This window comes from Paenibacillus rubinfantis, from assembly GCF_001486505.1.
GTDB classification, from domain to species: domain Bacteria; phylum Bacillota; class Bacilli; order Paenibacillales; family Paenibacillaceae; genus Fontibacillus; species Fontibacillus rubinfantis.
In genome coordinates this window covers 1,267,624-1,291,618 of sequence record NZ_LN909066.1, presented here as the reverse complement: position 1 = coordinate 1,291,618, position 23,995 = coordinate 1,267,624, and the positions used below count along the sequence as shown (strand labels likewise).

General features: G+C 54.9%; 18 protein-coding genes and 1 riboswitch. Of the genes, 14 read left to right on the top strand and 4 right to left on the bottom strand.

The annotated features are described in order from the left end of the window. The first annotated feature begins 1 nt into the window (after position 1). The 4 genes from BN3277_RS23445 to BN3277_RS23425 all read left to right on the top strand — a co-directional run bounded on the left by BN3277_RS23445 (position 2) and on the right by BN3277_RS23425 (position 5,011). The gene (locus tag BN3277_RS23445; RefSeq protein ID WP_059046829.1) at positions 2 to 2,110 is read left to right on the top strand and encodes an alpha-galactosidase; all 2,109 of its coding nucleotides are present in this window, start codon (positions 2 to 4) and stop codon (positions 2,108 to 2,110) included. Positions 2,111 to 2,414: 304 nt separating this feature from the next. Next, complete coding sequence (locus BN3277_RS23435; protein ID WP_059046825.1) at positions 2,415 to 3,203, top strand: ABC transporter permease; 789 nt, start codon at positions 2,415 to 2,417, stop codon at positions 3,201 to 3,203. Continuing rightward, positions 3,200 to 4,009, top strand: a complete 810-nt coding sequence (locus tag BN3277_RS23430) for an ABC transporter permease (RefSeq protein WP_059046823.1) — start codon at positions 3,200 to 3,202, stop codon at positions 4,007 to 4,009. The genes BN3277_RS23435 and BN3277_RS23430 overlap by 4 nt, the downstream gene beginning before the upstream one ends. 18 nt (positions 4,010 to 4,027) lie before the next feature. Further along, complete coding sequence (locus BN3277_RS23425) at positions 4,028 to 5,011, top strand: ABC transporter ATP-binding protein (RefSeq protein WP_059047473.1); 984 nt, start codon at positions 4,028 to 4,030, stop codon at positions 5,009 to 5,011. Positions 5,012 to 5,085: 74 nt separating this feature from the next. On the opposite strand, the gene BN3277_RS23420 is transcribed toward BN3277_RS23425, so the two are convergent. Beyond that, positions 5,086 to 10,545: a S8 family serine peptidase gene (locus BN3277_RS23420; protein ID WP_059046821.1), complete on the bottom strand. Its 5,460-nt coding sequence runs from the start codon at positions 10,543 to 10,545 to the stop codon at positions 5,086 to 5,088. Between the two features lie 488 nt (positions 10,546 to 11,033). After that, a riboswitch (glycine riboswitch) is annotated at positions 11,034 to 11,163 on the top strand. A 188-nt stretch (positions 11,164 to 11,351) separates the two neighbouring features. Between BN3277_RS23420 and sdaAB the strand changes: the two genes are divergently transcribed. The 7 genes from sdaAB to BN3277_RS23390 all read left to right on the top strand — a co-directional run bounded on the left by sdaAB (position 11,352) and on the right by BN3277_RS23390 (position 18,234). After that, positions 11,352 to 12,023, top strand: a complete 672-nt coding sequence (gene sdaAB, locus BN3277_RS23415; protein ID WP_059046819.1) for an L-serine ammonia-lyase, iron-sulfur-dependent subunit beta — start codon at positions 11,352 to 11,354, stop codon at positions 12,021 to 12,023. 16 nt (positions 12,024 to 12,039) lie between these two features. Continuing rightward, the gene (gene sdaAA / locus BN3277_RS23410; protein WP_059046816.1) at positions 12,040 to 12,921 is read left to right on the top strand and encodes an L-serine ammonia-lyase, iron-sulfur-dependent, subunit alpha; all 882 of its coding nucleotides are present in this window, start codon (positions 12,040 to 12,042) and stop codon (positions 12,919 to 12,921) included. 162 nt (positions 12,922 to 13,083) lie between these two features. Continuing rightward, on the top strand, positions 13,084 to 13,320 hold the full coding sequence (locus tag BN3277_RS26345; protein WP_316244820.1) for a response regulator transcription factor: 237 nt from the start codon (positions 13,084 to 13,086) through the stop codon (positions 13,318 to 13,320). Positions 13,321 to 13,339: 19 nt separating this feature from the next. Beyond that, positions 13,340 to 13,765, top strand: coding sequence for a winged helix-turn-helix domain-containing protein (locus BN3277_RS26340; RefSeq protein WP_316244822.1), 426 nt, complete (start codon positions 13,340 to 13,342; stop codon positions 13,763 to 13,765). Then, a complete protein-coding gene (locus tag BN3277_RS23400) occupies positions 13,762 to 14,889 on the top strand; it encodes a sensor histidine kinase (RefSeq protein WP_082691587.1) in 1,128 nt (375 codons plus the stop codon). The genes BN3277_RS26340 and BN3277_RS23400 overlap by 4 nt, the downstream gene beginning before the upstream one ends. Before the next feature lie 113 nt (positions 14,890 to 15,002). Beyond that, positions 15,003 to 15,716 carry an ABC transporter ATP-binding protein gene (locus BN3277_RS23395; protein WP_059046815.1) on the top strand — a complete coding sequence of 238 codons (714 nt, stop codon included), beginning with the start codon at positions 15,003 to 15,005 and terminating at the stop codon, positions 15,714 to 15,716. Beyond that, positions 15,658 to 18,234 carry an ABC transporter permease gene (locus BN3277_RS23390; protein ID WP_232436497.1) on the top strand — a complete coding sequence of 859 codons (2,577 nt, stop codon included), beginning with the start codon at positions 15,658 to 15,660 and terminating at the stop codon, positions 18,232 to 18,234. Before BN3277_RS23395 ends, BN3277_RS23390 begins: the two co-directional genes overlap by 59 nt. A 250-nt stretch (positions 18,235 to 18,484) precedes the next feature. On the opposite strand, the gene BN3277_RS23385 is transcribed toward BN3277_RS23390, so the two are convergent. The 3 genes from BN3277_RS23385 to BN3277_RS23375 form a co-directional block, all read right to left on the bottom strand. Continuing rightward, positions 18,485 to 18,838, bottom strand: coding sequence for a PBECR3 domain-containing polyvalent protein (locus BN3277_RS23385; RefSeq protein WP_059047469.1), 354 nt, complete (start codon positions 18,836 to 18,838; stop codon positions 18,485 to 18,487). 38 nt (positions 18,839 to 18,876) lie between these two features. Continuing rightward, positions 18,877 to 19,419, bottom strand: coding sequence for a helix-turn-helix domain-containing protein (locus tag BN3277_RS23380; protein ID WP_059046811.1), 543 nt, complete (start codon positions 19,417 to 19,419; stop codon positions 18,877 to 18,879). 201 nt (positions 19,420 to 19,620) lie between these two features. After that, entirely contained in the window at positions 19,621 to 21,027 is a 1,407-nt protein-coding gene (locus BN3277_RS23375; RefSeq protein WP_059046809.1) for an MFS transporter, read from the bottom strand. 140 nt (positions 21,028 to 21,167) lie between these two features. On the opposite strand from BN3277_RS23375, the gene BN3277_RS23370 reads away from it, so the two are divergent. The 3 genes from BN3277_RS23370 to BN3277_RS23360 all read left to right on the top strand — a co-directional run bounded on the left by BN3277_RS23370 (position 21,168) and on the right by BN3277_RS23360 (position 23,964). Continuing rightward, positions 21,168 to 21,509, top strand: a complete 342-nt coding sequence (locus BN3277_RS23370; protein ID WP_059046807.1) for an ArsR/SmtB family transcription factor — start codon at positions 21,168 to 21,170, stop codon at positions 21,507 to 21,509. Positions 21,510 to 21,719: 210 nt separating this feature from the next. Next, the gene (locus BN3277_RS23365; RefSeq protein WP_059046805.1) at positions 21,720 to 23,045 is read left to right on the top strand and encodes an S-layer homology domain-containing protein; all 1,326 of its coding nucleotides are present in this window, start codon (positions 21,720 to 21,722) and stop codon (positions 23,043 to 23,045) included. Positions 23,046 to 23,199: 154 nt separating this feature from the next. After that, complete coding sequence (locus tag BN3277_RS23360) at positions 23,200 to 23,964, top strand: SDR family NAD(P)-dependent oxidoreductase (RefSeq protein WP_059046803.1); 765 nt, start codon at positions 23,200 to 23,202, stop codon at positions 23,962 to 23,964. Positions 23,965 to 23,995 lie beyond the last annotated feature (31 nt).

Here is a 23,995-nt window from a genome sequence, read left to right as displayed (position 1 = left end):
CATGGCCATTTGGGTAGATGAACAAAATCAATTATTCGCGTTGCAAACGAACGGCAGCTCTTACGTATTTGGTTTGAATGAGAAAGGACGGCTGCAGCATCTGTATTGGGGAGCGCCGATCGATCCGGTAGAGGCCTTGCCGCTGTTGGGGACGCGGGGGCATAGCTCCTTCGACGCGGAGATCGAACGGGAAGCGGAGGAGTACAGCTTCTGGGGCAGTGTCGGGTATGTTGAGCCGTCGTTAAAAGTGACTTGGCCGGATGGAGTACGGGATTTTTGTCCGAAATATGTTGGATGCCGGGTCGATCAACAAAATGGGAAAGATACGCTGTCACTTACGTTTCAGGATGAGGTGTATCCGTTTGAGGTTCGTTTGAGCTACGCGGTAATTCCCGAGCACGATGTGCTGGTGCGTTCTGCCAGCTTCGTGAATTTGGGCGGTGAGCCGGTGCTGTTGGAGACGACGCAATCGGCCGCCTGGACGATGCCGGTACTGCGGGACTACCGGTTCACCCATGTGACCGGGAAATGGGCCGGCGAGTTCCAACTGCGTCGCACTTTCTTATCCGAAGGCAAAAAGATGCTTGAATCGCGGCGCGGCTTCACCGACAGCCATGCCAATCCGTGGTTTGCCGTCGATGACGGGACGGCGGCGGAGGACCGCGGCGATGTCTGGTTCGGGGCGCTGGCGTGGAGCGGCAACTGGAAAATCGTCGCGGAACAAACAACGTTTGGTCACGTCCGCGTGACCGGCGGCATCCACGACTTCGACAGCACGTGGCTGCTTGGCCCCGGCGAGACGTTTGTCACGCCTGCGTTTATCGGCGGTTACAGCGCCGCCGGGTTCGGCGGGATGAGCCGCAAGCTGCACCGCTATCAGCATGATTACGTGCTGCCGAGCCGGGAGCCGCGTAAAGTGCTGTACAACTCGTGGGAAGCGACGTACTTCGACGTGAACGCGCAGGACCAAATGGCATTAGCGGAGCGAGCAGCCAAGCTTGGCGTGGAGCTGTTCGTCGTTGACGACGGCTGGTTTGGAGCGCGTAACCACGATCGGGCCGGGCTGGGCGACTGGGTCGTCAACCGGGAGAAGTTCCCGAACGGGCTAGGTGAGTTGATCGATCGGGTGCATGAGCTGGGCATGGAGTTTGGGATCTGGGTGGAGCCCGAAGCCGTAAACCCGGACAGTGACCTGTACCGACGGCATCCGGATTGGGTGTACCATTTTCCGACCCGGGGGCGGACGGAGCTGCGCAACCAGCTGCTCTTAAACCTCTCCAAGCCGGAGGTCAAAAACTACATTCTGGAGTTCATGACCGAATTGCTCAGCCAGCATCAAATCAAGTTCATTAAGTGGGACATGAACCGGACGGTGACGGAGCCGGGGATGAAGGATCATCCGCTGAATCGTCAGAAGGAGATTTGGATTCGGCATGTGCAAAGCCTGTATGAGATCTGGGCCGAGCTGCGCCGGCGGTTCCCGCATGTGGAGTTTGAGACTTGTGCGGGCGGGGGCTCGCGGATTGACCTTGGCATTTTCCAATATGCCGATCAGTCTTGGCCTAGCGATAATACGGATGCCTTCGACCGGCTGAGCATCCAGGAGGGCTTCTCCTATGTGTATGCTCCTAAGATGATGACCTGTTGGGTGACGGAGTCGCCTACCGGGATGAACCGCCGTGTACTGTCGCTGCCGTACCGGTTCCATAGTTCAATGATGGGGACGCTGGGCATCGGTGCGAACCTCAACCATTGGAGCGACGCGGAACTGGAGGAGGCGGCCGGGTTCGTCCAGCAATATAAAGCGATCCGCCCGCTGGTGCAGTTCGGCGACCAGTATCGGCTGGATGCATTAAGCCACCTCGGCGTAACGGCGGTCCTGTACGTGGACGCAGCCCGCGGGGATAGCGTGCTGCTGGCGTTCCTGCATTCGCAACGGCTGGGCGACCGCCTGCCTCGCTTGCGTCTGCAAGGCCTCGCGCCGGACAAAACCTACGCGATCGAAGGGGTGTCCGGCACCTGGAGCGGCCGCAGCCTGATGCACATCGGCATTGAGCTGCCCCTGCGCGGCGACTTCGACAGCGTGCTGTACCGGATTCGTGAAGCGTAACGTTGGCGTTCGACCCCACAGTTCTGTCTAACGGTAAAAAAGTCCCTTATTTCTGGTTCCACTTAGGGAATCGAGGAAATAGGGGACTTTTTGGCGCTATTTTCGGCAATTCCGCGAGATCAGCCGCAATAACGGTAATAAATTCCGCTATCCCGCCATCACCAAAGGAAAAATTTTCTTGCCACACTCCCCAATATAAGGTAAGATAGTGTCCTTCTTTCCTTTTCGCCTTGTCTGAAGTGGACGGGTCCGCCGTCCGGAGAGTGAAGATGTTCGCTCTAAACATGCTTATCGGAGGTGTCAAATGATCAACCCTGGGCTTTATTTCACCCTGGCTTCCAAAGCCTACGCCCGCAATGTACAGTACCGCGGAGCCCACCTGGTGCATAATATCGCAAGCGCCATGTTTGGCTTCATGTACGCGTGTATCTGGATCGGGCTAGGCCGGGACCACTCGCTGGGAACCTACGGAACGCAAGGCATGGTCGCTTACATCGCCTTTACGCAGTCCGCCCTCTGGGTCACCAGCTTCATCACGAACGGGCTTGGCATTCCGCAATCCGTCAGGACCGGGCAAATCGCCTTGGATCTGATGCGGCCCATCCACTTGTTTACCCACATGATGGCCAAGGAATGGGGGCAGATCGCCTACCAGCTCGTGTACAAATCCATCCCGATTTATCTCCTGTATTTTTTCGTCTTTTCCCTGCCGGTTCCGGGCGATGGAGCTGCCGTTTTGTTCACCGTCGCGGGCTTGCTGGGGGCCTCCTACTTATCCATTTGCATCAACTATCTCATCGGAATCAGCGCTTTATGGACCACAGAGTCGTCTTGGCTGTATTGGGGCCATCACGCGTTGGTTAATTTGCTCGCCGGCTTTTTTATTCCGTTGGAATGGCTGCCCGGCTGGCTTGAATCCTTCGCTTGGCTCACGCCTTACCCTTATTTGCTGTATGTGCCAACAACGTTATATCTCGGAAACGGAAACGTCTTTGCCTTAGGGGGGACGGTATTTTGGTGCGCCCTGATGACCTTGTTATGTCTATTGGCTACGAAGCTGCTGCGGCGGAAGGTGGAGGTGCAAGGGGGATGAATCCGGCAAAAATACGTTCCTGGTTAAGACTCTACAGGCTGCTGGTTCGCACGACGATCCGAAGCCGGATGCAATACAAATTTAACTTTGTGGTGGGCATCCTGCTGGCTGCGCTGGTTCAAATCTCCGAATTTCTGATGGTAGCGATCGTATTAGACCGGTTTGGCGCAATCCGAGGGTGGTCGGTGTACGAGATCGGGTACCTGTTTGCGGTGATGACGTTATCCAAAACGATCTACCGCACGTTTGCAGATGAAGTGCATCATCTGGAAAAATATCTCGTTGGTGGCGAACTCGACCAACTGCTAACCCGGCCCATGCCGGTGCTGCTGGCGCTAATGCCGCAGAAGTTTCGGCTTATGCCCGCCGAGCTGCTGCAGGGCGGGTTCATCCTAAGCTGGGCGCTGGGCGCGATGATGCGCAGCGGGCAAATCGGCTGGACTGCCGTGATCGCAACGTTATTTATCATCCTGACGGGGGCGGTCATCCTGTTCTCGATTGGGCTGGCTACCGCTACGCTGGGCTTCTGGACGACCCGGATCGTCGAGCTGCAGAACATTACGGAAGACGCCGCCCGCACCGCGGCGCAATATCCACTGACCTTGTATCCGAAATGGATGTCATCATTACTGCTATTCGCCATCCCGGTCGGATTCGTTAATTACGTGCCGTCGTTGTATCTTTTGCGCGGCGACATGGGATCCTGGGTGCTTGCAGCAACGTCGGGGGTTGCGGTCATTTGTTTATTCGCCAGCCTGCGGTTTTGGCGCTATGGCATCACCAAATACCAGAGTACGGGAAGCTAAGGGAGGGACAGGACGATGATGATTGAGGTTCACAATTTAACAAAAGATTTCAAGACACCGGTTGTACACGAAGGCAAATTTTCCGGGATCCGCACGTTATTTTCGCGGGAGCATCGGTTGAAGGAGGCCGTGCGCGGCATCAGCTTTCAGGTCGAGCGCGGGGAGTTCGTCGGATACATCGGGCCGAACGGAGCAGGCAAATCAACGACGATCAAAATGCTCACCGGCATCCTGCACCCGACCTCTGGCGAGGTCAGAGTGGGCGGCATCAATCCGCACCGGGAACGTCATCAGGCGGTGCGTCAGCTTGGCGTCGTATTCGGGCAGCGCAGCCAGCTGTGGTGGGATTTGCCGGTGAAGGATTCCTACGATATCCTCGCAGAGATGTACGGCGTCAGCAGTGAGGAGAAGGCGCAGCGGCTGGACCAGTTCGCCGAGCTGCTGGATTTGCGCGAGTTCTGGTTGACCCCGGTCCGCAAGCTGTCGCTGGGTCAACGAATGCGGGCCGACATCGCGGCGGCGATGCTGCATGACCCGGATCTGCTATTCCTGGACGAGCCGACGATTGGCCTCGACGTACATGCGAAGCGGAACATTCGGCAGTTTTTGCTTAAGCTGAACCGGGATTTCGGCAAAACGATCCTGCTCACGACCCACGACATGGACGATATCGAACAGCTGTGCAGCCGCGTGATGGTGATCGATCAAGGAAGGCTGACTTACGACGGCACGATCCCAACGTTGCGGGAACAGATCGGCTTACCAACGGAGATCCGTGTTAAGTTTCGCGGCCCTTTCCGGGTACCGGAAGAAGCGGAAGCGGGGAGGCTGCCGTTTCGGGTGGCGGGTATCGAAGACGACACGGTGGTTGTTGAGGCGAACCGCCATGAGATCGGGACGATGGAGATCATCCGGGTGCTGGGCGATTGGGGCGACATCGATGATGTTGATATGGCTGAGCCCGCGTTCGAAGAGGTGATCCGCAGCTTCTCGGCTTGTTAAATATCGGAACAAAAATCAGCCCCAAACGGCAATAACCGCTTGGGGCTGATCTGCTTTCGGATCGAGTCCGAGAATTACCGGATCACGATTTTGTGTACCACGCTGCTAACTGCACCGTCGTCATCGGTCACCGTCAAGGTGACGGTATACGCACCGGCGGTGGAGAAGCGGTGTTTGACTTTGGGGCCAAGCTCGGTGCCGCCGTCGCTGAACGACCAGCTGTAGCGGACGATGCGGCCGTCGGCATCCGAGGAGGCGGACCCATCAAAGTCGATTTGCTTATTCTTCGCTGCGCGCTCCACAGCATCGATCACGGCAACCGGGAGGACGTTCGGCGTGTTTCCCGGATCCTCTCCGGGATCTTCCCCGGGATCTTCGCCTGGTGCGCTAACAAACAATTGGCCCGGGGCCTGGAAGTCGCCGCTGTTCCCTGCCGCATCGCGAACCGTAACCACGATTAGGCCGCCTTCCAGAACAAGCGATGCAGGCGTCGTGTACGTTCCCTCATAATGTCCTGGTGTCGTTTCCGTGATCGGAATTCCGTTGCTCGAACCGCTGGATAACGACAACGGTAATTCGATGCGGAACGAAGCCGTCAGCCCTGGAACACTGTCAAAAGAGACCGACAGCGCTTCGCCCGCTGTCAAATGCACGTCCTCTGCCGGCGACAGATTGCTGATTTCCGGCAGTTCGGTATCCACGTATACGGTCCGGGTGACCGTCGTTTCGTTCCCGGCGAGGTCCGTCGCGGTTACGGTGACCAGATTCTCGCCGGCATTGATCAGCATGCGGTACGCGAACGCGCCGCTGCCTTCCAGCGGAACCTCTTGACCGTTTACGGTCAGCTTGTGGATGAACTCATCCAGCGCAGAACCCGTCACGTTTAACACTTCCGAATTGGTCCGGAAGCCGTCCACCGGGGAAACTACCTCCAGCTCCGGAGCAGTGGTGTCCAGCGTAACGGTGACGGGCAGCGACCGATCCGTTGTTTTCCCGTTCACGATCACTTCTGCGGACAACGCGTTGGCTCCGTCGTGAAGCTCAATCGGCAGGCTGAACTGTCCGTTTTCGACCGTGGTTTCGCCCGCCAGCTCGGTGCCGTTGTACACCTTCACGTCAGCGTTGTTGGCCGGCGAGGTTCCGGTTACGGTGAAGGTCGATTCATTCGTATAAGAGCCGTCCACCGGCGACGTAATGACCGGCGCGTTTACCGGGTAACGCACGATGGCGCGAATCATGTAGTTGCCTTCTTCTGCAGGCGTCTGGCTCCACGTCCCGCTGATCCGACTCCAGCTGCGCTGAGCGTTCGGGCCGGTTTCGTCGGTGGCTAACCCCGGGGCGCTTGTTCCGGCTAAGGTCTGAATATACACGATGTAGAAGTCGCCTTCTACAGTGACCGGCTCCGGCAGCTCGAGCACGGTCCATTGGTCGTTGCGCAGTGCCGTGCCGTCAAACGGACCGGCCAGTTGCCGTCCGGGAGCCCCGTCCGGGCCGGAGGCATCGTAAACGGCGTATTGGAAGGCGGTTCCGCCTGGAACCGGCCATTCGGTGTTCCAGAAGCGAATCGATGCACCGGTGACTTGCACCGCACCGGCATCCGGCGTCATACGCACCGCCCAGGCGTTGTTGGCCGCGTTGAAGGCCCAGGCATTTTCTGCCGTGCCGTCATCGTAGGCGATTTCGCCCGGCAAGCCTACAAACGGCTTGAGCGCCAGCGAGCCATCGGCTGTGCCGTTCGGCGGCACCGTGACGGTTAACGTATCCCCGTAATAATCGGCCGCTCTTACCGACAAGGTATAGGTGCCCTCCAGCACCTCAAGGGAGAAGCCGCCATCCGCTCCGGTGGTTTGCGGTGGGATTGTTGCATCTTCCAGCACCATCACAGTAGCTCCTTCAATCGGCTCTCCGGTGCGTTCATCGGTGATCGTCCCGCTGAGGGTTCCTTTCGGAATCGCCTGCAGGCTGAAGTTCACCTTGGCGTTGGCCTGATCGGCGATGGTCACATTGACCGTTTGCGGATAATATCCGTAGGCTTCCGCTTTCAGCGTGTAGTCGCCGGCAACGTGGTTTAAGCTATACCGTCCGGTGGCGGGATCGGTTTTCACCGAGCGCCCGGTTTCCAGCACGGTTACGGTTGCGCTGGCCGGCAGGCTGCTGATGCCGATTTCACCGGCAGGTTTCGCTTGCTTGACCAGCTGTTCGTATTCGGACTTGCTTGTGCGAGTCAGCTTGTAGGCCGGCCCGGATTTCACCGCTTTGTCCGCTTTCGTTCCGGCTTCGCCAAGCACGTTTTTCGTCACCAGAGCCTCCGGTGTATTTGCGCTTAACACCTGAACGTTGTCGATGTACCAACCGGGTTTCACAACACTTCCGTCCGTTGTTAAGCGGAACCGCACCTGTACTTGCTCCCCGACATAATCCTCAAGATCGTAATAAACCGGGCTCCACTGCTTGCCATTGGTGTTATGCGAGAATTTGCCCAGCTCGTTCCACGTCGTTCCGCTATCGGAGCTGATCTCCACATAACCGTAATCGTAATTGGTTTCAATTTCGAACCATTGATCAAACAGCAGGGTAGCATTATCGACGGTGCTCAAATCGATCGTCGGGGAAACGAGAGAAGCAGTAGTTCCATTCTCGTAATTGTTGTCGAGATCGGTTCCCCATACGTTTGGTGCAGAGACGGCGCTAGCCGGACCAGGTTCCACAGGGGTGCCGCGTTCCCATTCGTCCCGTGTGCCGCTGTGCGTCCAGCCGTTATCGCTGCTGCCGTCGAAGTTGTCGCTGAATACTGTCACCGGACGTACGACCGTCAGCTCCAGCTCGTTGGATTTGACGCTTTCATTGTCGCTGTAATCCGTAGCGGTGACCGCGTAATAATAGGTATGCTCCGTTTCGGTTGCGGTGTCGGTAAATTCGGTCTGGCCGGTTGTCCCGATCTCCGCATAGCCGGATCCCGAAGTAGTCGAACGGTACACCGTGTACAGCTTCACGTCCTCATCGGCGGACGGGGACCAGGATAACTCGGCGCTGCCGGCAAAGTTGACGGAGCCGGTCAGATCCACAGGCGCTGCTGGCGCATCCGCATCAGGGGCTTGCAGGGACAGGTCGTCCAGGTACCAACCGGCCTTCTGCACGGAACCGTCGCTGTTCAGCCCAAACTGCAGGTAAATTTGCTCGCCGGCGTAGTCGCGCAGGTCCAGGTATTGCGTTTTCCAGCCGCCGCTCGTGCCGGTGAATTCTGCGAGTGGTACGAACGCGTAATCAGTGTCTAAGGAAGCGATGTACACCGTGCCGATATCGCGCCCCTCCTCGAGGTCATACCATTGTTTAAAAGAGAGCAACGCCCCTTGCGGACTATCGGTCAAATTGATCGGCGGCGTCAGCAGATACGAGTCGGCACCGGAAGCGTAGCTGCCGGTTAGATTGGTGGCGTACACCTTTTCTCCGGAATAGGCACTGCCCGGTCCGCTAACCGGTGTTCCCCATGCCCAGGTGTTTCCCGTTCCGCCCGATTGGAACCCGATGGGCTCCGATTCGAAGTCCTGCAAATATCCGGGCTCGATGCCGGCCGAAACCGTTACAGTGTACGGCTTACTGTCAAACCCGTTGTTGCCGTAGTCATTCACCCGAATGTAATATTCAAGCCCGGCCGTTCCGATCAGGAAAGCGGGGACGGTCGCTTCATATACGCCATCCTTCTCGTTCCCGGACACACGCTTGGCCGGAAGATATAAATAATGGCTGGTTCCAGCTTCTTTGGCGTAAAACTCGACCGACGTGACGGCTACTTCGTCGCTTACATGAGCGGATAACGTCACATCAAAGCCTTCATATACTAAAGTAGGCGGCGTATGCTCCAGGACCGGCTCGTCCAAGTCCTCTCCGCCGGTCACCACACGCCCGGAAACGGTGCCGACACCTTCCAAGACGGTGCCCACGGCGTCCAGGGCATTTACGATGCCGTATCCATACCCGTTATTGGGTACCGCTTCATACTCGCCATCCGTACGCGGCGTGGCTGTGCTGGTTAGGATATCTTCCAGCTGGTCCACCGTGAGGGAGTGGTTCGCCTGCAGCAATAAGGCGGCAATGGCCGTCGTATGCGGACCTGCCATCGAGGTGCCGTCCCAGCCGCCCTCATAGGCTCCGCCGGGAACGGAGGAGCGAATATTTACGCCTGGTGCGGAAACCTCCGGTTTAATTTCATCGTAAGGCGACGGTCCCCGCAAAGAGAAATCCGCCAGGTTCCCGTTGATGTCCGTGGCACCCGTGGCGAACGCTTCGGGGTAGTTGGCTGGCGCAGCTACGGAACCGGGACCGCCCGGGTTGAAAATATCCGTGTTGCCCGCGGAAAACTCAGGGAAGATTTGCGCGCTTCTCCAAGCCTGTACGATCGGGCGGAACCATTCATCGATACCGGGCCCACCGCCCCAAGAGTTGTTGACCACGTCGGGAGCCAGCTCCGGATGGAGATTCCCTTCGGAATCGACCGGGGCAAGCAGCCATTGGCCGCCATCGAGGATGATGGCATCGGTCGTGGAGGGGTTAAAGATCCGGACCGCGATCCATTTCGCCCCAGGCGCGACGCCGATCTGGTTCGAGCCGTCCGGCTCCGCGCCGACCATGGTTCCCATGGTGTGCGTGCCGTGGCCGTGGCCATCCGTCGGCAGCGAAGCATGGCTATGCGGATCGTACCAGCTGAGCTCGGGATCCACGATATTCCCCGAGGCATCCAATCCGCGCCATTTGCTGCTCAAGGCCGGGTGGGTATATTCAACGCCGGTATCGAGGTTAGCAACCACGATGCCGGTCCCGTCGATGCCCATATTCCAAACCTCGGGGGCATTCACCTGGGCGATATTCCACTCGACGCTGCTTGGCGTAACATCGGAGGGTTCTTTGCCGACACCGGCTTGAGCGGCTGACTTCCCGTCCGCCGGTTTAGCGGAAGGCGTCTCAACGGCAGGCAACGTTGCCGGTTCTTTATGAATTTCGACCTTTTGAAGGTGACGTTCTTCATTAGGAAGGATCTTCTCCACTTCCGGAAAAAGGGCGATTTGTTCGAGTACCTCTTTTGTACTTGTCACCGCCATGGCATTTACGATAAAGTAGCTTTTGTAGTCCTTCACCTCTCCGGAATCTTGGGCTTTCCGCAAGTAGTCCTCCAGTGCGAATTGGCTGCGGGAGGCCGTCTCGCGCAGTGCGCTGATGACGGAGGTCCGGGCGGACAGCTTGGCGGCGGAAGGAGTAGCTTTCTCCAGCTTGGCTTTTTGGAGAGCCAGCTTGGCGACCGAAGCCGTGTCGGTTTGATCTTTGAGTTTGATTAGGTAGGTGACGAAGTCGTCCTGCTTAAACTGAGTCTGCAATTTAGCATCGATCTTGGCTTCGGCCACGTGGGGCGCGGTCGACTTCAGGCTGCTTTTTCCCGATGCGCTGCTGTTGTCGGCGGAGGCAACGGGAACGAGGGTCAACGCTAGAAGGATCGACATGCCAATCGAGAAAGATTTGCGAAATCTCTTGAGACTTATCAACTTCTTCACTCCCTTTATTAGGTTTTAAAGTACATCCTTTGACGGTCGCCCGGAGAAACGTCAGCATAGTCCGGACACGTTATGCCAGACAACGATTTGAGCTCATGTCCCTTTCGTTCATCACCTCCTTTATAGAAGCCAAGTGAGTGGATGCAAATGCGAGTATGCCATGATGAATGAGAAGCTGAAGCCGGATGTGGAGTGAGAGGTCAAACGTTCGAGTAAGTCGTCTGATGTGAAGGAAAGTTAACGCGGAGTGCACCCTATTTTCAACATTTCATAAAATAAGGTAAAATCTGGAGTTGTTGGGGATAGTATATATCTGTAAATTTAGGGATACAAGTGGCTATATATGAAAAATATACATATTTTCACATAAAAATAGGAAAATATGACTAGAATAGCTTAACAAAAGACGTAATCTTATGTAAGTTATCTTGACATCTTGCTAACTTCGTTTTACATTAAACACAAATTCATATCGGCGAATGAGGATGATGGGAGAGTCCGCAGAGGAACCCAATGATAGGGGAACCTCCTAGCGGCACCGAAGGAGCAAAGGGCCGGCCCTGCAAACCGGCAGCCGAATCTCTCAGGTACAAGGACCATGATCGGACGCCACTCTGGAGAGAGCGATCAGCCACCCAAGAGGTACATGGAACCTAAAGCAGCGGTTTTGCGGGGGACATTAAACTTTCAGGTAACGGGGACAGAGCGAAGGGGCAGCAGCCTTTTTGCTTTGTCCTTTTTTACGTCGTGCTGGCTGGCGGGGTCATCCGGATTGTATACAAGGGAGAGGTTAAATGATGCGATTTAAAAATGTATTCTCCATTATCGGTCCCGCGATGATCGGGCCTTCGAGTTCGCATACGGCCGGGGCAGTACGGATCGGACGGTTTGCCCGTCAACTGCTGGGGAGCGCGCCGACGGAAGCGGCGATTAGCTTCTATGGCTCTTTTGCCGAAACGTACAGCGGACACGGAACCGATTTGGCCATCGTTGGCGGCATTCTCGATTACCGCACGGACGACGAACGAATCCGCCATTCGCTGCGGGACGCGGCGGAGCAGGGAGTAAGGGTTGTTTTTTTCACGGGGGTCCTGCCTGGTACTCATCCGAATACGGTTAAAATCACATTAACGAGCCAAGACGGCCGGCATACGGAGGTCATGGGCGCTTCCATCGGCGGAGGGACAATCGTTATTCGCAGCATTGACGGTTTTGAGGTGAAAAGCTCGGGCGAGTTGCCGACGCTGGTCATCTCCCATGCGGATCGGCAAGGCGTATTGGCCGGCATCACCGCCATGTTCAGCCGGGAGAATGTCAATATCGGCTACATCATCACCGACCGGAAAGGGCGGACCGCCGAAGCGTTAACTGTGGTGGAAGCTGACTCGTCGGTCCCTCCGGAATTAATGGAGGCGATCGGCTCGCTGGAGCATGTCAGCCGGGTAGCTTATATCGATCTGACGAGATAAGAAGGGAGCAGGGGCGATGCGTTTTAAAAATTTGCGGGAACTGGTGGAGCTGTGCGAGCGGGAATCCCAGACGATTTCCGAAATCATGATTCAGGACCAGGCGGCGGAGAGCGGGCAATCGGAGGCGGAGATCCTGGCCGCCATGAACGAATACTACCAAATCATGAAATCGGCGGTTCATAAAGGACTGACCGAGGACATCGTCTCCACAAGCGGGCTGACCGGCGGCGATGCCAAAAGGGTCGAGGCCTACCGCAGCGGCGGTGAGGCTTCGGTCGGCGACATCGCTTGCCAGGCCATGGCCTACGCGCTGGCGGTGTCCGAGGTGAACGCCTCGATGGGGCGGATCGTCGCCACCCCGACAGCGGGCTCCTGCGGCATCATCCCGGGCGTGTTCGTCAGCGCCCAAGAGCGCTTCGGCTGGGAGGATGAGCGTCTCGTGCGCGGGTTGTTTTGCGCTGGAGCCATCGGCTATGTGATCGCCAATAATTCGTTTATTTCCGGCGCGGAAGGCGGCTGCCAGGCGGAGGTTGGTTCGGCGATCGGAATGGCGGCCGGGGCGATGGTCGAGCTGCGCGGCGGGACGCCGGAGCAGGCGGTGCACGCCGTTGGCCTCGCGCTCAAGAACACGCTGGGCCTGATCTGTGATCCCGTTGGCGGCCTGGTGGAGATTCCCTGCATCGTGCGTAACGGCTTTGGGGCGGTCAATGCGTTGGCCGCCGCTGATATGGCGCTGGCCGGCGTACGCAGCGCAATCCCGTCGGACGAAGTGATCGACGTGATGCTGGAGGTCGGCTCGGCCATGCCTAGCCGCCACCGCGAAACCGCCCAAGGCGGGCTGGCGCAAACGCCAACCGGCCGCAAGATCATGAAGGAGCTGCGGAGTCGGAAAAAGTAAATAAGATGTCCTTTTCTTCACCCCAACGCCGCTGGCTGCTAACAGGTCTGCGGCGTTTTCTGTTGCCCATGTCAGATATAACACACTTCTCCGAGGTTGGGATCATGTATAATTTTCAAGTAGGTAGGACCGGAAAGGGAAAGGGAAAGGGAGTACATCGCAATGACAGCCATTCTGATCGTAGAAGATGATGTGGGATTAAATAAAGGCATCGCGTTGACGTTAGCCCGGGACGGCATCGCCGTGGAGCAGGCTTACGATCTCGCCGGGGCCAAGGCGCGGCTGTCCTCAGGGGGGATCGATCTGGTGCTGCTGGACGTCCGTCTGCCGGACGGAAGCGGCTTGGATTTCTGCGCCAAGCACCTCGCGGGTGCCGGTCATTTTCCTGACGGCCAATGATATGGAGTCCGATATCGTGATGGGGTTTGAGCTGGGAGGGGATGACTACATTACGAAGCCGTTTATCTTGATGGTGCTGCGGTCGCGGGTGATGGCTGTGCTTCGGCGCTGCGATCCAAGTCGGGAGGATAAAGTGATGATCGGATCCTTGGCTTTTGATTTCGGCAAAATGGACTACCGCAAGGAGGGGACTGCCCTCTCGCTTAGCGTGACGGAGCAAAAGCTGCTGAAAGCGCTGGTGAGTCACCGTGGACAAATTCTGACCCGGGAGCAGTTGATCTTCCAGGTGTGGGGACAAGAGGCTGAGTTTGTGGAAGAAAACGCGTTGACCGTTACGATTAAACGATTGCGGGCGAAAATTGAGGACGAACCCTCCGCACCTACATTCATCAAAACGGTATATGGTTTGGGGTACCTGTGGAACGACGCGGGGGTGCAGGCATGACCATCGACGAGGAGATTGGTGGGGGGAAGGAACGGGGGGAGGAGTTTGCGAAACATCACCCCCTGCCGCGAACGGGCGGACAAGCTGGTTGGGTACGGCGAAACCCGCTTGCCTTCGATTGGCTTTACATCGTATGTGGAACGCTGTTTGTCCTTCTCGTGCTCGGCTATCCGCTGGCGGCCTGGATCTGGGCCGGGGAAGTGTTTACGCCGCCGATTTGGCTCCCCGCCGGCTTTGCTGCGGCGCTGCTCATCGTGGCCGGCTCCTTTGTCTGGAAGCTGCGGGCGAGGTCTGTTGCCGCTATTCAGGCGGCTTACGAGATCGTGGATACGGCGATCGCCGGCCGACCGCGCCTGACCGGCTATGAGGAGACGGAGCTTTCCGCACTCGAGAATAAGGTGTTCCGTTATGTGGAGCTTGCTCGGACGCGAGAAGGGCAAATTCAAGCGCAGCGGAGCCAGCTTCAGACGCTTCTCTCCGATATTTCCCACCAAACGAAAACGCCGCTGTCGAGCATCAGGCTGTACGCCGAGCTGCTGGAGGAGATCCCGGAGCTGAACGAGGAGGCCCACCAGTATGCAGCCCAAGTGAAAGCGCAAGCCGTTAAGCTCGATTGGCTGATCGGGTCCTTGATCAAAATGTCGCGGCTCGAGACGGGAATGATCGCCTTGCAAACGGCCGTGTCCCCGCTGATTCCAACGATCTCGCAGGCCGTTTCCCAGGTTTATGCAGCCGCGGAGCGCAAAAGCATCCCGATCGCCATCGACTGCGACCCGGAGATTCAGGTGCGGCACGATTCGAAATGGACGGGCGAGGCTTTGTTTAACCTGCTGGAAAATGCGGTCAAATACAGCGCGGATGGAAAAGGCATACGGATTTCGGTACAAGCCGGAGAAATGTTCACGCGCATCGATGTTGCCGACCAGGGCATGGGTATCGCGGAGCAGGAATGGAATGAGATTTTCAAGCGTTTTTACCGCAGCAAGGACGCGGCCCAATACGAAGGCGTCGGTATCGGCTTGTATCTGGCCCGGGAAATTATCGCAGCCCAAGGCGGGTATATCAAGGTGTCGTCCAGATTGAGCGAGGGTTCGGTTTTCTCCGTATTTCTGCCCATTCCGTAGGGAATAATGTCGATCGTGTTATTTTTTGGACACCGGGTCGTTAGATTGGTTTGCTACATTAAGTCCTGTACGAACCCCGTGCAGGATTTTTTATTGGGAGGGTGAGACCGAAAATGCCGATCTTACAAGTGGAAGAGCTGAAGAAGTATTATGTGCAAGGAGCGAACGCGGTCAAGGCGCTGAACGGGATCACGTTAAGTGTGGAGAAAGGCGAGTTTGTCGCCATCGTGGGGACCAGCGGCAGCGGGAAAAGTACGCTGCTCCACATGCTGGGCGGCTTGGACCGCCCCACCGACGGCAAGGTATACGTGGACGGGAACGATATTTATGCCATGAACGACGAGAAGATGACGATTTTCCGGCGGCGGTCGGTTGGGTTTGTGTTTCAAAGCTATAATCTGATTCCCGTCTTGAATGTGTACGAAAATATCGTGCTGCCGATCGAGCTGGATGGGACGCATGTGGATCAAGAGCATGTGAATCAGGTGATCGATGCGCTGGGGCTGTTCGATAAGATGTATCATCTTCCGGCGAACCTGTCCGGCGGGCAGCAGCAACGGGTGGCGATTGCCCGGGCACTGGCCACCAAGCCAACCATCGTCTTGGCAGACGAGCCTACCGGCAACCTGGACAGTAAAACAAGCCAGGAAGTGATGGTCCTGCTGAAGCAGATGAGCGAGCGGTTCCATCAGACGATCGTGATGATCACGCACAATGAAGAGATCGCACTGACCGCGGATCGAATCGTACGTATCGAGGACGGCCGGATTGTCAGTCGTTCCGACCGTGCTGGTCAAGGGGCGGGGGCGTCGGATGGCGATGAATAAGCGAAAAGGGATCCTAACGATCGTAGGCCGAAGCTTGAAAGCAAATCTGCCGCGCAACGCGATGATTGTCAGTGCTATTGTGCTTACGACGCTGCTGCTCACCTCGGTATTTACGATGGCGTTCAGTATCAATGAGTCGATGCAGCTGACCAAGATGAAGACCGTCGGCAGCGATTACCATGGCGGCTTCAAATATTTGACCCCGGAGGAGGCCGAGAAGCTCCGGCAGCATCCATCGATCAAGGGGTACGGGCAAGCCGTTGTCGTTGGCATTGCGACAAGCGATGTGTTTCGCGGTACGGAACTGCAAGTCCACCAGATCGACGAAAACGAGGTAAAGCACAGCTTCATCCGATTTGAGGAAGGCGGCTTACCCACAGAAGCGAATGGGATCGCGACAAGTACTTGGGTGCTTGATTTGCTTGGTGTCCCCCATCAACTGGGTGCCAAGGTGAAGCTGGATTTGAAGATCGACGGACAGGAAGTTTCCCAAGAGTTTGTGTTGTCAGGTTATTTTCCTGCGGACCGGAACCTGTCGATGGTGGGGGAGGCATTCGTATCAGAGGCATACGTCCAGCAGCATTTATCACAGTATGATCCGAGCGAGACCCGGTTAACGGGCAGTTACGTGAATACGATTCGGTTGGATGTCATGTTCGATAATTCCTTTGGTATTGAGAAGAAGCTGCAAAAGGTGATGTCGGATACCGGAGTGGACGCTCCATATGGGGTGAATTGGGGTTATAGCAGTGTCGGGTTGGAGGAGGATCCGACAAGCGTCGCAGCTTTTCTCGTCCTCATTCTAATTATCATGGTCAGCGGCTATTTGTTAATCTACAACATTTTTCATATCTCTGTCGTGCGGGATATTAAGTTTTACGGTCTCTTAAAAACAATCGGCACAACACCGCGCCAGCTCAGACGGGTTATCTCCATGCAAGCGAACCGTCTCTATTGGGTGGGACTTCCGATTGGACTGGCATTAGGTTATGGGATCGGGGTGTGGCTGATGCCGCTGTTGAATGGATTTTCCAGCGAAGTCACCGATGAGATGGTAAGCTCCGTCAATCCTTTGATTTTCATCGGAGCAGCCCTCTTTGCTTATCTGACCGTACGGATCGCTGCCAGCAAACCGGGGCGCACCGCTTCGCGGATATCTCCTGTAGAAGCTGTGCGGTATTCCGGTATCTCCGGAAATGAGGGCCGGGGTCCGGGACGTAAGGTGAAACGTTCATCGCATGGAGCCAAGCTGTCGCGTATGGCCTTCGCGAATTTGTTCCGCTACAAAAAGAAGCTGCTGCTTATGCTGGCCTCTTTGTCACTGAGTATGATTTTGTTCAGTGTGATCTACACCGTCATCTCTTCGTTCAGTGTGAATAAGTATCTGAACAGCTTTATTACCGGTGATTTTGTTGTGAAGGAAGATGTCAGAAGCAGTGGTGTTGCAACCCCGGAAACGGCAGCCTTGACGGAGGAGATCGTTCAGAGCCTAAGGCAAATCGCTGGCGTTATTAATGTGGACAAAGTGCACTACACGATGGCTTCGCTTCCGTTAAATGAGACGATCCTGAGGTTTATTGAACCGCCGAAGGCAGGGGAAGACCCCAACCAACCGGTGTTCACTTCGATCTTGCAGAGCGGTACCGTTGATTTGCAGTTCCACGGCTTGGATCCTGGATGGTATGAGGCAATTGATCCTAAGGATATTGTTGCCGGAACGTTTGATCCAATCAAATTTAACTCCGGCGATTATGTACTCGTGACGGAAGCACATCTGACTTCTGATCTGTATGCCCGTTATTATCTTCCTGGTGACCGAATCCAGTTCGATGGAATGAGCAAGAGCTACGAGGTGATGGCGGTTTTAAGTTTGGACGCGTTGTATGCGGCGGGGACACAATTTTTTACCGTAGGCGGCTTTAATGTATATTTGCCGTCGGCTGAGTTCGTGAAGTCGGTGAAGGATCCGATTCTGTTGTCTGCTACCCTGCATGCCGATCCGGCAAAGCTGAACGAGGTGGAGTCGGCGGTGAAGTCTCTTGCGGCATCCAACCCAAGCTTGGTCGTCAAATCACGGGAGGATTACAAGGCGGAGATGCAAGGCGTTATACGCATTTTCCAAATGATCGGCTATAGCTTGAGTTTAGTGATTGGTTTGATCGGAATCCTGAACTACATCAATACGGTGATTACGGGGTTGTGGTCAAGACGGAGTGAATTTGCGATTATGGAGAGCGTTGGCATGACCCGGAAGCAACTGAAAACGATGCTCGTGCTGGAGAGCCTTTACAGCGTCGCGCTAACCATCCTGATCGTCGGTACGGCGGGGATGGGCTTGACGTATCTCGTCGCCAAAGGAGTAGCGGACGGGATGGCCTTTACGGATTTCCAAATGAGTCCGCTGCCGATGGGCTGCATGGTGACGCTGCTTATCGCGATGGCTCTGATCGTAACCTTGTCCTCTTACCGCAGGATGTCGCGAGCAACGATTGTGGAGAGATTGCGGGAAGCGGAATAAGTTTGCGGATTGAATATCAGGGGAAAAGTAAAAGACCGCAGAAGCGGTCTTTTACTTTAGAGAGAATTTGGTGGGCGACGATCCACATCTCCTAACCACGAAAACCGTGGGGCGTTGGCTGCCTGTTCCAACCTCAAATTCTCTCCGAGTTTAGTGTATTCCAATTTAGCTGAATTTATTATACCGTAAACGTAATACTATATCAAGATTAGCCACCTACTAACCATAACAGCTTGCAAACCTGCTATGGTTAGTATTTCAAAATATAACCGCTATTAACGTAGTTTTCCCACTTTTTGGGGTTCATAGAAAACAGTGTACGAACAAACAGCTTACCAGACTGTGTTGTTCGAACTGCAACAAGCACACGACTATCCAATTCTTTTATGTATTGGATAGAACCGTCCTTAGGGTGTTTTGAAACATAATGAGGATTTTTTATGATATCAGCGATATGTTTACTGTAATTTTGGTAATCCTCAGGATGGTTTTTTCTCATATGTTCAAGGTTTTCTTCCCCAATAAAAATGGGGGTTCCAGGTTTTAATGTCAGACCAAGTAGTTCCACTGTTCTAGCACTAAGCGAAGCAATAAATTCCGCCATGTATATCAACCCCTTCCTAGGACAATTCTCTGGAGCCTTCATTTACTTTCATTAACTCCTTTGTGAATATACCCTCCATAAACACGAATCACTTCCTCGTAAGGAATAAACCATTCCTTTGCCAGTTTGTATGCTTTGAGCTTTCCTGAGAAGATGTGGCGCCGTATCGTCTTATCGTTTTTATTAGTGCCTATTACAACTTCTGAGATAGTGAGCATTTTTGAACTGTTTTTTTGTGTTTCCATCTTATAAAGCGTTTTGGCAGCATCAATTTCCAGCCTTTTTGTTACTTTGCGCAATTGCATGAAGAGTGACACTGCTTTTTTGACATTGAAATAATTAGCGTCAAGTTCAGTTTGGATTTTTGAGCAGTAACCGGCGACCATATTTAGATTTTTGTAAATTTGATCAGCGGGAGTGATGTTAAACTGGGTCCGATATTCATGAATATGGCGCCAGATCTCATAGGTAGCAAATACAAAGTTGTTTGTCTGGATTTTTCTTGATTCTAAATCATGGTTCATCCCATGCAATAATTGCTTTATCTCAGTAATTAATTGAGAAAGAGACTGATGATTCAATAAGGATACCTCCTCATTTTTTAAAAGAGGTGACTACATAGGTACATAGTACCTATGTATATTTGATGGACATTTAAGTTGTAAATTTTTAATATTATAGATGTACGATAGGGGCTTGTCAATATAAAATAAATAAACCGCACGAAATGTGCGGTTTATTCCGATGGTATCCCGTCTAAGCCTGTTGATTATTTAACCGGGTTATACTTCCAAAGAAGTTCCTTGCTGCGGGCTTCCTTTGACAGCCATGCTGCGCAAATAAACCATCGACGAGCCGAGCGCCAGCAACGCCATCACCATCAAACCCCAGAAAATGTTGGAGTAAGCGGCGGACAGCGACAGGCCATGCTGCCATTCCATGGCACTGGAGGCCATGGCGACGCTAAAGGCCCCGCTAAAGAACTGCAGCAGTTGATACAGCCCCATTCCCGAACCAACCTGGGAAGCCGGCAGAATCCGGGAGATTTCGTTGGATACGCTGCTCGAAAGCATCGTAAACCCTAAGCTTATCAGCATATAGATGAACAGGATCGCCAACCAGGATTGCCCGCTGAACAAGGCGAACAGGATCATGGAGCTGAGTACGAGCAGCGGAATATACCGCAGGATCGCGCCGTTGCCGTGGCGATCAATGATGGAGCCGACTCTGCGGGAGGCGACCATCGCCAGGATCGAGCCCGGGAAGATGATTAGACCGGCATGGCTGGCGGTTAAGCCAAAGCGGTGCACCAGGATTTGCGGCAGCAAAAACAAGGTTGCAAAGCTGCACAAATACGAAGCGATGCCCACGATCGACAAGGATAAATACGATCCGTTACGGAATAGCGCGGGCGAGACGAACGGGTCGGTGGCGGTGCGAATGCGCCAGACGAACAGAGTCAGCGCAACTGCGCCCAGAACCAGCGCCAGCCAGGAATGCTCCGTCAGAAACAGCAGCAAGCCGGTTGTGCCGACAGCAACGAAGATGGCGCCGAGCGTATCAAACGCCCCTCGAACCGGCTGTTCTCGCGGAATATTCCGCAGAAACAACGGTACGAGCAGCAGCGTGAGCGCCGTGATAATGAACAGATATCTCCAGCCTAAGTATTCCACGATCGCGCCGCCGGCAACCGGGCCTAGGCCGAGCCCTAGCGAGACGGCCGACATGATTAAGGCCATCGCTTTACCGCGCCGTTTGATAGGGACGTAGCGGGATAAGGTCACCAACGACAGCGAGACCACCGCTCCTGCCCCCGACGCCTGAATAACGCGAACAGCGAGCAGCACCCAGAAGTTGGGGCTGAACAACCCGGCAACGGCAGCGATGCCTAGCGTTGTAAGTCCAATCGTTAATAGACGCCGGATCGGCAGGAAGTCGGAAAGCCGGCTGAACGTGATGGAAGAGATGGCAAACATGATCGAATAGCCGGTGACGATCAGGGAAGAGACGGCGGCCGATAAATGAAAAGCTTCCGTGACGTCCGGGAGCGCCAAATTAAACATGGCTGTATTCATGATGACCAACACAACGGCAATTGCGAGAAGAGCCGTCAACAAACCCTCGTTATTCAACGAAGGTGCGGAAGCTGGTGCAGCAGTATATTCGGATTCGGTTGAGACTTTATGCATGGTTTTCCTTTCACCCACTCTTTCTCTGTTTTAAAGTTCGAATATTATCGAACAATTGAAATATAGCATGCTTTAGCTTATGATGCAATTAGGGAATAATTAATGAATCTCGAATGACAAGACATAAAGGAGTCTTCCTCATGAAAGTCCTGTATCATCCCGACCGGGATGAAATTCAGTTGTCATCCGTTTTGTACGCTTTGAGTGATCCGATCCGGCTCAGTGTCGTGGCAGAGATGCGCCGCAGCGGCGAACGGCCTTGCAGCCATTTCGAAGTGCCGATAGCTAAATCGACGTTGTCCCACCACATTCGTACGTTGCGGGAGGCGGGCGTTGTGTTTACCCGCATCCAAGGCACGCAGCGGTTTATGTCAATACGGGAAGAGGATTTGGAGTTCCGCTTCCCCGGCTTGCTGGATTCGATCCTGCTGGCCTATGAGAAATCCGAACCGAAGGATGAAAGCCCCATTTCGGAGTCGTGAACAGCTCATATTTATCCAGGCCCAGGGCACTGTCCCTGGGCTTGTTCTGGTTCATTTAGCGGAGGGGATATCGCTTCGTTTATGTCGGAGTTCCGACCGACGTTCGGCCTATTCACATCCGTTCCGAATTATGGTTTTCTGAGTAGTGGCAGCGTATTTACGTGCGCCGTACATAACGCATGAGGTGTCAAGACTTGGGAGGCTGTGTTTATGATTAAAAAAATATGGAAGCGCATCTTCAAAAGGAGATTGCGCCAAACCGCAGCGATTTGCTTGCTAACTGGCCTTATTGGCACAATGGGAGGTTTGGGGCCGGCGAAGGAGCTTGTTGGTCCATCCATCGCCTTGGCTGCGTCCGGGGATACCGCTGTTTTTAAAGATATTCGTGGACATTGGGCCCTGAAGGAAATCGAGTCGATGGTCGCCCAGGGAATCCTGAACGGGTACCCGGACGGGACGTTCCGGCCTAATGAGCCGGTACAGGTGGACCAATTCATTAAGATGCTGATCTTGTCCTATAGCGAGCAGCATCCGAATCTAGAACGGTCTTGGCGGGCGTCCTTTCTCGAATCGCTGAGCGAGGAGAATCGGACGATCCTGAAGCAGGATTACCGTTACTTCGACTTCAAGCCGGCGATGACCGGCTATTGGGCCAAGCCGTATATCGATGTGGCCAGCGATTTGAATTTTTTGAACAAAAGCCGGTACAGTGATTTTCAAACCGGAATGACCCGGGAAAATGTGGCGGAGGTGTTATACTACACGCTGCAGGAAACCGAGTTTCTGGAGGATGAGCAGTTTAGCCGTACAGTGGCCGCGTCCTATGGGGACTTGACCAGCGCAAGTGACCGGCAGCAGAAGTTCATCGCCGAATCGTTGATCAAGGGGATCATGCAGGGTTACCCGGACGGAAGTTTTGGTGTCGGACGGACCGTTTCGCGGGCCGAAGCCCTCGTGATTCTGAACCGTCTGACTGACAAAACCAAACGTATCCCGATTCAACCGGAGGAAGGGAAACTGCAGCGGCTGGTGCCAACCGCCGGCGGGGGACAACGAATCGTTGCTTTTCCCGACAAGCGGATGTGGGATGCCTATGATACTTTGCGGAAGGCTGGTCAGCTGCGCGGCACCAATTATGATCTGTTTGATACGACGCTGCGCCTGTATAAGGATGAAAAGGAGAAGTTGGCGGTGCAGCAGGCTACGTCTGTAGGAGGAAGCGGTTCATCCGGTGGGTCGGCGACGGAGGAGGCGGCCATCTGGCTTGATCCAACGTACAACACGTACGGGATTACGGTCCGGTTGCGGGAAGGCACGTTGGCCCGGAACTCGGAATCAATCGAGCTTTTTGCCAATCAGCTGTTCACGTACGATGCCATCGCTTTCCGCCGCTGGTTTGACGCGATTTGCACCGAGGTGGAAGCCGGCCGACCCCTGGCCGACAAGCAGGCGACTGTGGGGGATTTTTCGGTGAGCGTATTGGTGGATAATAAGGCCAAAACGGTTGTATTTTCAATTGCGGCAAAACAACAGTAATCGCGCTTATTTTGCAAGGCCCGGCGGAGGGGAGGGATCTCCTTGGTCGGGTCTTTTGGCGGTTCGCTTTTACCGTGGACGATAGGTAGAATGGAAGTGACGCCCGATTTGGGCTTAAGCAGCAAAAACCGGATTCTAAGGGGGAAACATAGCCATGTTAAAGATGGATCTGTCGGGACAAGTTGCGCTGATTACCGGGGCGACCGGCCAGTTGGGTCGAGTGATGACCCGGACGTTGTCGGCTTGCGGAGCGAAGGTGGCCATCCATTACATTCTGAACGAGGCGAAAGCGCAGGAGCTGCTGCGGGAGATTACGGCGGCCGGCGGAACGGGGATGATCGTACGGGGCGATATCACCAAGGAAGCGGAGATTAAAGCGATACAAGTAAAGGTGGCAGCAGAGCTTGGCGATCCAGATATCGTGATTGCGAATGCGGTCGTGCAGTATAACTGGACCTCCGTGCTGGAGCAACCGGCGGAGGATTATGTCAGCCAGTTTGAATCCTGCGTGCTGCAGAGCGTGTTTTTGGCTAAGGCCTTTATCCCGGCGATGATCCGCAAGGGGAAAGGGCGGTTCATCGGGATTAATACCGAATGCGCCATGCAGAACTTTCCCAACCAATCGGCGTATACGGCGGGCAAAAGAGGGATGGACGGCGTCTATCGCGTCTTGGCAAAAGAGGTCGGAGAGCACGGGATCACCGTCAACCAGGTGGCGCCGGGCTGGACGATCAGCGAACAGGACCGCGGGCTAGAGGACCGTAACGATGCCGCTTATATCGCCGACGTTCCGCTGAAGCGCCGGGGCGAAGATCAGGATATCGCCAATGCGGTGGCGTTTCTGGCTTCCGACTTGGCCGGATTTATTACAGGCGCTTATCTCCCGGTCAGCGGCGGCAATGTGATGCCGGCCATTTAGGCGAAACAGCCAAGTAGCTTAGCGAGATAGG